Origin of the sequence: Candidatus Competibacter denitrificans Run_A_D11 (assembly GCF_001051235.1) — a bacterium.
Lineage (GTDB): Bacteria > Pseudomonadota > Gammaproteobacteria > Competibacterales > Competibacteraceae > Competibacter_A > Competibacter_A denitrificans.
Genome location: NZ_CBTJ020000001.1, coordinates 255,959 through 264,991, shown reverse-complemented (window position 1 = coordinate 264,991; position 9,033 = coordinate 255,959). Strand labels below are relative to the sequence as shown.

The following is a 9,033-nucleotide window of genomic DNA, read 5'->3' as shown; positions in this document are numbered from 1 at the left end:
ATCCGCACCCGCCAATTACGGCGGGTGAATTCAAAAGAGCCAACCGCCGATCAATATGCTTTGCTTGTTTCAATCCGCACCCGCCAATTACGGCGGGTGAATTAAATCCTTCGGGGGCTTGAGGTGAATCAAATGTTGTTTCAATCCGCACCCGCCAATTACGGCGGGTGAATTCCGCCTTGTGCAAACCGGCTAAAGATTTTTGCGAAGTTTCAATCCGCACCCGCCAATTACGGCGGGTGAATTCCTATCTTTACAACTTATTGATTAAAATAAAATTTTTTGAGTATTTTTCGGAACCTCCTCACTTTGTTAAGTTTCATCTGCAAGTTAGCTGCGTCAATACATAAAATTTTAATTATTTCAATTAATTGAGTCATGCACGAAACCCCCCTGTTTCAGGACCTTGCTTGGGGTTCGCGCAAGCAAATTTTTTAGATAACCAAAGAGTCATTTTCAAAATCGATGGCTCGAAATACACCATATTCTTTAACATGCTGTGCCAAAGGTTCAGTGAGTCGATAAAATCTTAAATTGTCTTCATTTAAATCTATCTCCTCTAACAATCTTCGTTCCAGTGCTTCGTACTGAGCTTGGTTGACACGGCACTCAAATACCGATTTCTGTACACGTTGTCCGTAATTAAGGCAGACTTTCGCTACACGCCGTAATCGCCTCCGACCGGCCGGTGTTTCAGTTCGAACATCGTAGCTAACCAAAATCATCATATGGGTGGCCTTTCACCACTATCGAATTAAAAACGGCAAATAACTTTCCATATCCCCTCGCAATACCCTTGCTAACAAGCGTGCCTGTATATGCGGTAATAAGCCAAAAGGGGTCGGTTGTTGCAGCAATGCATGACTCACTTCTTCCTGTTTGCGCTGCTGATAAGCTGACAATACCGTTTTTCGGCCATTTTCTGCTAAATACACCGCACCACCCGGTCGTAACTCGAAATCTTTCTCGGTCAATTGGCCACGGTTAATCAGAGTCAAGGCTAACCGATCCGCCAACGGTCGAAATTCCTCCATTAAATCCAATGCCAAGGCGGGCCTTCCGGGGCGTACTGCATGGAGAAAGCCTAGTTGTGCGTCTAGTCCGACGCTCTCTACCGCAGACCGGCAGTCATGAACCAAGAGGGTATAAAGGAAAGAAATCAGGGCATTGAAACGATCCAAGGGTGGACGACGGCTCCGCCGTTCAAATGAAAAAACTGCGCGGGCATCAGGACGAATTAAATGGCGAATCGCGGCGAAGTAAACACGAGCGCCGTCGCCTTCCACGCCACGCACTCCGTTTAGGGTTTCTTCGTTGGGCAAGCGCCGAATATGACCGGCCAACAATCGGCCACTGTGTCGCAATGCCTCTTGATCGGCGTCGTTGCCGCTATCGCGCGCACCACGTAAAACGATTTGTCGGGCGTTACGGAGTTTGCCCGCGACGACCCCCCGCGCCAATTCCAACGCTTGAGCGGCGGCGGCGCGATGTTGCGCTTGCCGCAACAGGATGTTTCCGCTCAATGGCCCCTCCAATCGCGCCTTGAATTGACCCCGCCGATCCAGCAACACGACGCCCCGCCCATCGTCGGCGCAACGATGCAATGCCGCCGGGCTGACCATAATGTCGCCAAAGATTACTACCCCTCCCAGGTGATGCAGTGGCACCTGTAATCGTTTTTGCCGCTCGATTTCTACCACCAGCGTTTCACCTTCTATATGGAGATAAGCGCCTTGCGTCATCACGTAGAGTGTGTTCAAGAGGTGGCGCATGGTTCTCCCTCCTCCTCATCCGGTTCATAAAGCGTTTTCCGTAATGCGCGCAAGCGAGCGGTTCCGACAATCATCGACGGTTGGCAGAGATCAAACAGCGAGCAGTCCTTGCAACGGGAATCGGTGACCGGTGGCGGGAGGTGTTCGCCGGCGAGCATGGCCCGAATTTTCGGTACGAGTGTTTCCACTTCAGCACGTAAAGCAGCCGTGATCACCACCTCACGGCGGCGGCGGGAACTGTGATGAAAAATTGCCCCACGCGGGACGGAGCGGCCCAGCATTTCTTCCAAACACAGCGCCTGCGCCGCCAGTTGCAGATCATCGTGCGGGCGAGCGCGGCGCGGGCCATGCTTGTATTCGACCGGGAAGGGCGTGCCATCCGGCAGAAACTCCACCACATCCGCCCGCCCGACCAACCCTAACCGTCGGGAGTAGAACGGTAAGGCACGCTCGACCCGCACCGTACCTTCAAAGCGGCTTTCCGGCGTATCCACTTGCTCATGCACAGCCCGCCCGCGCAAGGTGTAGAGGTTTTCATCCCACACCTGCTCGGCGTGGATCAATGCACACTGACGCGGACAGTAGCTGTAATGCTGGAGCGCCGAAATCATGATCGCATCCTCTAATTCATCGTCCGGCGCGATCATGGCGCTTACCCAGCCAAACGCAGCAAGCGAACGCCCTCCGGCAAGCTCGCTTCGTCCACGGTGATGGTGTAGTCCCCAAAGCTGCGTGGGGTGTCGATGGAAGCATTCAAAGCCACTGAAACTCGCTCGAACAGACGATGCGAGGGTGCGTTACCCAACGCCGAATCGTGCTGGAAGACGTACAAGCCTCGTGTGGTCATCTGGCCGCGTGCGGCGGAATGGTCGTGCTCGAACATGTTGGCCAGGGCTTGCCACAGCAAGGCCAGATCAGCCTCGGAAAAGCCGGTTTGTGCGGCGAGGTGAGCGGAGATAAAGCCATGCGCCCGATAAAGGCCATAAGGAACGGTGAATTTACGGCCCATCGTGCGGTTATCGCCGCTTTGCTTTTCGGCTTCGGCCTCGGTGGCCACCGCCATGCGGGTAATGGAATGTTCGGCGGGCGTGATGGGGTTCATACTGCGGGCGAAAGTCATTTGCACCGGGCCACGCACTTGGCCACAGTTGGCTTCTTTCAAGCTCATGACCGCCCCAAAGGTTCGGATATCGTAGAAGTTCTTGCACATCCACTGCCGCGCTTGACCGACATCATCACCGCCCTTGCGTTTGCCTTCCGCGCCTTTCGGGTCCAGCTTGAGCGCCGAATAGGCTTTTTCCTGTTGCTTGGTCAAGATCGCCTTTTCTTTGACATAAATTTCGTAATCCGCCTGGTTCGCTTTGGCGATCTCCACGTAGTTGCGTACCTTGCGTTTCAGGCAGACATCGGTCACTAGCCCGTGGCCGGTTTGCGGGTCCATGCGCGGTAAATTACCGGCGTCGGGATCGCCATTGGGATTGCCGTCCGTCACGTCAAACAACAAGGCAAAGTCGTAACGGTTGTTGATGGCCTCAGTCATGAGTTGGGTGCTCCTTGGTCGTCAGATGCGTTATCCGAAACTTTTTTGGTAAAGAAATCCTGGCGCTGGTGGTAGTAGCCGATGGCGAATCGCCCCTGATCGTCGAGGCTGAGCGTGGGCGGAAAGTGAGTGGCGGCTTCCAAAATCTGAGCAATTAAGTTTTCTAGCCAGATCACCTGCCCAGTGGCCAATTTGTTCAGATGATGGTTTTTCAGCTTCAGCAGATACGGAAACGCGGTAACCGGTGTGGCCGAAGCTGAACCGTAGAATTTGTCGCGGATGGTGGCGTTAAGGCCGGGGCTGGCTAATTCCTGAGCGCGTTCCAGCACGGCGAACAGCCGACCTAAACGGTAGCCGATATTGGGGTTTCGCAGATCAAGCGACACAGCAACCTCCAGTTTGTCGGGATAGTAAAAACGAGTATTGCGAACCAGAATGGCCTTGATTAAGGCGGCGCGAACGTAATTGACTGCGCCTTGTTCGGCACGGATGCGCTGCAAGGCGGCGATCAGTAGGCTTTGCGGATAGGGCGTTCCGGCCAGAATCGCTCGCAGGGTTTCGCCAGCCAGCGGCGGCGGGATGTTCTCGCTTTTGCCCTGAGCGGCAGTGGCGACTAATAAGCGCCACACCGGCAGAAACTCAGGATCGCGCGGTGAGCGCACAATGCTGAGATCATCGAAGTGTTGGCGAATGCTCACCGCCAGTTCCCGTACCGTGCTGACATTCCAAAGTCGTATGGAAAGTCGGGCAACATTCGGTGCTAGGCCCAGTACGAAAAAGCGAGTTTCGTCCTGATCAAGCGGCCGTATCCCTGATTTGGTTGGTGCTCTATACAGGACTCTGATGGCTTCCACCCCGCGCGCCGGATCATCGGGATCAGGTTGTAGCCAGTCGGCAAATAATTCTTCAGCGGGATCAGGTTTTTCAGACCAGAAAACAAAAATATCTTCGCCGATTAGCAATTTCTGGCGGGAGCCAGCACGCAGCAAGTTATTCAATGCAGTGGAATAGGCGAAGGCAGCATATTGGCTGATAGGCGCATTTTGATTTTGCTTTTTTCCATAGGAGCACGCAGCATCAAAGTTAAAAGAAATTAACTTGCCACCATTTTTTTTGGCATTACCACCATAAACACCTTTAATAAAATCATGAAATTCTGCAATAGCATCATGTTTGCCGGTGACTAAACAACGTCCTTGGGAAATACCACTCATATTTTTTGATGCAATAATTTTTTGCACTGATTCGCGTTGACATACTAATGCTTCCAGGTCACTATACAGACGGAAACTCAATGGTTCCACGCTATTTGTCAAATCTGACCAAGTTGGGTGAGCACGTAGAGCTTTAAAATCAGCACGATCTAGAAAAGCGAGTACTGCTTTTACTCCTTCATCAATAATTGGATCAGGAAAGGTATTTCTAATACGCTGAATAAATGCTTGGTGCCGACGCGGTATTTGATCTTCTTCTTTTTTCTTTTTTGCACCCTGTAATTTAGAAATTCGAGATTCAGTCACTATACCAAGCGCATAGTCTGCCCTATCCCATAAGAGGTTCGGTTCAATACCTGCAGTGCGGTTTACTGCTCCCTGTGGTACCTTAAATAATCGCCCTTTATCCCATTTGTTATTACCATTACGTGTATCCTCTATACCCAAAAATTTACCATCTTGATCTAGAATGATGATGAAAGGAATGGCCTTGCGCTCGAAGCCGGGCGGCGGTAACTGTTCCTGTTGCCGTTGGTAATAATCGCAAAGGGCTTGCAAAATCATCGGGCGATCTCCTCGCTGTCCCAAGCCGGTATCCGCAGAGTGCCGTTATCCAATTGAGCGCGGAAAAAGCAGGGGGTGGGTTCAGTGCCGCCATACTCCAAGTCGTATAGCATCCAACCCAGATCGCGGGTTTCAGGAATGGGTACTGGTTCCGGTTCTGCGGTATCCGCCCAGGCAAACGCCGCCGAAAACTCTCGGCAACCGAGATAGGGTTGGTTGAAGCATTGGCCTTTTTCGGCGCGGCGGCGGAAGATGGCCGCGTATTTGGCGGGGGTATCGTCAGGGCCAGCGTGGGCGGTCAACTCAAATCGGGCATGAATCCGATACGCCACCTCACGTAACAACAGGGCGGCGCGTTGCTGCCGGTCTTCTTCCACATACAAACCGAGCGTCCCTTGGCCGCGCTTCATAGCGGTTTTTACGTTGTCGGCCGAGATCACATTAGCAACCTCGTTACGTCGCACCGAGGCCCAGCGAATCGGCTTGAGGACATCAATTTGCGTGATGCGCCAGAGGATTTGCGGCTTCCAGAAAATCGCCTCCAGCACGCCACGGGCGGCGGAGGGCGTCATCACATCGTAGGAAACCCGCTCGACCTTCATTTCCGGGCGGGTAAAACAGGCGTAATCGCCCCACACCTGCAAGCAAACCGAGTTAGCCGACATCCTTCCATCCCCCTGTTAAGTAATCAGATCGTCCGGCGCGTAATGGGCTATTGGTGTGTTATCGACCCGTAAACCGAGCACCGAATCGTAAAGCGGCGCAACCTGGACATACACGCCGGGCTGTCGTTCGGCAATGGCGCCTTCGGCCAGTAGCCGCTGATGAACCCGACGCGGGATATTCACCACATATCGTTGCAGTTGACGCAGCAGCTTTCGTTCCAAGCCATCGCCGGAGCGGGCCAGTTGGGCCAGCAGTCGCTCGTTATCGCCATACTGGACGATGATCGGCGCTTGAATTTCTGGGATGAGTTGAAAGCGTTCGGCGGCGGTGCGAAAGCTGAATTCAAAGCGCTGGTTGTTCTTCAGGAGCGGCTGTATTCCTTTGCTATCAAGTTGTTCTACTCCTTTTTGCCAATACAGGCTTTGGAAATACTCGGTGAACAGCGCGGGGTCTAACGGGTCCGGCGGACGCCGCTGCAATATCTGCCGCCCTGCTTGGCAAGCTTGGCGCAAATGGCCCTTGGGCGGCTCGGTTGGCGGCACAAACACCACCACTTGTCCCAAATTGAAACAACGCCCTTCACGATTGCAACGTCCTGCCGCTTGGGCGATGGAATCCAAGCCTGCCAGCGCCCGGTAAACGACGGGGAAATCCAAATCGACACCGGCTTCCACCAATTGGGTGCTGATCACTCGCAGTGGCGCATTGGGATTTCTCAACCGCTGTTTGATCTCGGCAATCACATCGGAGCGGTGTTGGCCGCACATCAGGCCAGAGAGATGCACGGTATCGGGTGGCAATAAGCCATGCAGAACGCGCGCGTCGTCGCGTCGATCCACGATGCACAGCACGCGATAATGCGTTTGCAATTCGGCGGCGAGCGTTTCCCAGGTGATCGGCGTTTGGAAATCAGCCGGTAGGGTCAATTCCACCCGGCGCAAGCTGTCATGCAGTTCATGTACTGCCGCTGCATCACCGACGATCTCACGCACGTCATCCAGCCCTTTCAGAGAAAAATCAAAGCCATGCCGTGAGGAAAGGTCTGGCTGCGTAGCAGTGCAAAGCACGAAACTGACGCCGTAATAGCGGCTCAATTCGCGGATTGTTCGGAGAATGGGCGTCAAAAAATCCGGCGGTAGCAATTGCGCTTCGTCCAGAATCACCACGCTGTCGAGGATGTTATGCAATTTGCGGGTTCGGCTGGGACGGTTGGCGAAAAGCGACTCGAAAAATTGCACGCTCGTGGTCACGATCAACGGCGCATCCCAGTTCTCACAGGCCAGCCGACTACGCGGCGTTTCATGCTCGGTTTCGAAATTGCTGTGGTGTTCGAGCACGGCGTCAGCGTCAAACGCGGTGCGAAACACATCCGCCGTCTGCTCGATGATGCTGGTGTAGGGGATGACGTAGAGAATCCGGCGCTTGCCGTGCTGGCGGGCGTGACGCAGGGCGAAAGCCAGCGACGCCAATGTCTTGCCGCCGCCGGTGGGAACCGTCAGCGAAAACAACCCCGGCGACTGTTCGGCGGCATTGCGGCAGCGTTCCAGCACCAGCGCCCGCATCCGGTTGACGGCGGTGGCGTCCGTTTTGGCGGTCAACCCCGTCATGTATGCTGCAAAGCGCGGCTCCAATTCCGCGAGCGTGGGATAGCGACCCCGCTGCGCGGTTTTGTCGGGCGTCATGAACTGTTCGGTGTCGAGAAAATCGGCATCCACCAAGCAGGAAAACAGCAACCTGATCCACAGGGCATGATCGCGTTCGCCACCGGGATTGGAGGTTGGTAAGGGCGCGTTGAGAATGTCGGTGGGCGGCGCGGCAGCTAGCGCATCGGCCAGCAAATCGGCTTGGTTCAAGCGATTGGCCAGACTGGAGGCCGGGGCTTCGGCGCTTTGCCAATCCGGTAATCCGGCATGATGTCCGGCAATCAGGTAGGCCAGAATCCGGCCCAAGCCTTTCATTCGCTGCATGGCGTACAGCGCGCCCGCCGTGGAATGATCGACCTTACCGAGTGCGGTTTCGATATGCGCGTCGTAGCCGGACGCACCGCGAATATAGCGCTGGAACGTCGTGCGATATTTACCGAGGTCGTGCCACAAGCCCGCCAGCCTGGCCCAATCACCGGCTTTGAAAGTGACGGCGAACGATTCGGCCAGCGCCGCAACGCCGTGTAGATGCTCGTCCAGAAGATGCTCTACCCATTGCCCATTGCTGTCTTGTCGGACGTGAGCGAGAAAAACGGAAGATTTTTCTGACATGGATAATTTCCTGATTGCTAACGAAATGTGGAACTGCGATCATTGGATGAATAATTGATTTTCTGAATGAAAAGAGCCGGTTATTTAATCTCACCACGACGGTAACCCAACGCAATGGCTAGTCCGCTCCATCTGCTCGTCATCGATCTTGAAACACGTCCTGATGCAATCATCTTGCCCGCAGATCGGGACCCGGCCGCCTTTCCGAAGCCGATCCAGCACGAAATCATCACGCTCGGCTTTCTATTGGCGCGCATCGACCGCGACGGTCAAAGCGAGCGTTACAGCATCCGTAAAGTGGGATCAGCCAGCATCGCCGACCGGGGAGAGCGGGAGATTCTGGCGGGCTTCTGGCAGATGGTGGATCGCAACCGGCCCCGCGTGGTGACGTGGAACGGGCGGGGTTTCGATGCGGCTGTCCTCAAGCAACGCTCGCTGATTCACGGCCTGACCGCGTACAACTGGCATCGCACCGATCCGCGCTTTGGCTATGACTACCGCTTTCAAACCGAGTGGCATTGCGATTTGATGGATGTGCTCTGCGATTACGGCGCGTCACCGCGTTTGGGCTTGGATGAGGCCGCGCAAGCTTTGGGGCTGCCGGGAAAATGGAATGGCCACGGTGCGGAAGTAATGGATTTAGTGGCCGCTGGCGATTATCCCGCCATCAATCGTTATTGCGAAGGCGACGTACTGAATACCTACGTTCTGTATCTGCGCTGGGCGCATTTAAGTACCCGCCTGAGCGCGCGGGGCCACAATGCCAGCGTGCAGAATTTACTGAATTATCTGGAAGCGGGTCAGGAAAAAAACCCGCATTGGAAGGAATTCACCGACCTTTGGCAGTCCAGCGAACGGCCCTGTCCGCTGTTCGTCAACGAACCGCTGGGCGAACCGGGGCCGCAATCGTTAGAGTCCCATCTGCGAAGCGAGGATGTGATGCCGTAAACGTGATTCTCGCAGAGGGTAGTTCTCGCTCCCGTTTCTTACCATAGGGGTTTGCCGCGCCTGACCCTGATCGA

9 protein-coding genes are annotated in these 9,033 nt (G+C 54.6%); 1 reads left to right on the top strand and 8 read right to left on the bottom strand.

Going from position 1 to position 9,033, the window contains the following annotated elements; all coding sequences use genetic code 11:
* The 8 genes from BN873_RS20670 to BN873_RS01105 form a co-directional block, all read right to left on the bottom strand.
* Positions 1-223, bottom strand: a 223-nt coding sequence (locus BN873_RS20670) for a hypothetical protein (RefSeq protein WP_206778867.1), incomplete at its 3' end; no start/stop codon positions are given.
* 211 nt (positions 224-434) lie between these two features.
* Positions 435-728: a CRISPR-associated endonuclease Cas2 gene (gene cas2, locus BN873_RS19190; protein ID WP_082161014.1), complete on the bottom strand. Its 294-nt coding sequence runs from the start codon at positions 726-728 to the stop codon at positions 435-437.
* Between the two features lie 18 nt (positions 729-746).
* Positions 747-1,772 carry a type I-C CRISPR-associated endonuclease Cas1c gene (gene cas1c / locus BN873_RS01130; RefSeq protein WP_048670076.1) on the bottom strand — a complete coding sequence of 342 codons (1,026 nt, stop codon included), beginning with the start codon at positions 1,770-1,772 and terminating at the stop codon, positions 747-749.
* The gene (gene cas4 / locus BN873_RS01125; RefSeq protein ID WP_048670074.1) at positions 1,757-2,419 is read right to left on the bottom strand and encodes a CRISPR-associated protein Cas4; all 663 of its coding nucleotides are present in this window, start codon (positions 2,417-2,419) and stop codon (positions 1,757-1,759) included. The genes cas1c and cas4 overlap by 16 nt, the downstream gene beginning before the upstream one ends.
* A 5-nt stretch (positions 2,420-2,424) precedes the next feature.
* Positions 2,425-3,312, bottom strand: coding sequence for a type I-C CRISPR-associated protein Cas7/Csd2 (gene cas7c, locus BN873_RS01120; RefSeq protein WP_048670072.1), 888 nt, complete (start codon positions 3,310-3,312; stop codon positions 2,425-2,427).
* A complete protein-coding gene (gene cas8c / locus BN873_RS01115) occupies positions 3,309-5,090 on the bottom strand; it encodes a type I-C CRISPR-associated protein Cas8c/Csd1 (RefSeq protein WP_048670071.1) in 1,782 nt (593 codons plus the stop codon). Before cas8c ends, cas7c begins: the two co-directional genes overlap by 4 nt.
* Complete coding sequence (gene cas5c, locus BN873_RS01110; RefSeq protein ID WP_048670069.1) at positions 5,087-5,755, bottom strand: type I-C CRISPR-associated protein Cas5c; 669 nt, start codon at positions 5,753-5,755, stop codon at positions 5,087-5,089. The genes cas8c and cas5c overlap by 4 nt, the downstream gene beginning before the upstream one ends.
* Before the next feature lie 15 nt (positions 5,756-5,770).
* Positions 5,771-8,011: a CRISPR-associated endonuclease Cas3'' gene (locus tag BN873_RS01105; protein WP_048670068.1), complete on the bottom strand. Its 2,241-nt coding sequence runs from the start codon at positions 8,009-8,011 to the stop codon at positions 5,771-5,773.
* Between the two features lie 114 nt (positions 8,012-8,125).
* On the opposite strand from BN873_RS01105, the gene BN873_RS01100 reads away from it, so the two are divergent.
* On the top strand, positions 8,126-8,959 hold the full coding sequence (locus tag BN873_RS01100; RefSeq protein WP_048670066.1) for a 3'-5' exonuclease: 834 nt from the start codon (positions 8,126-8,128) through the stop codon (positions 8,957-8,959).
* Positions 8,960-9,033 lie beyond the last annotated feature (74 nt).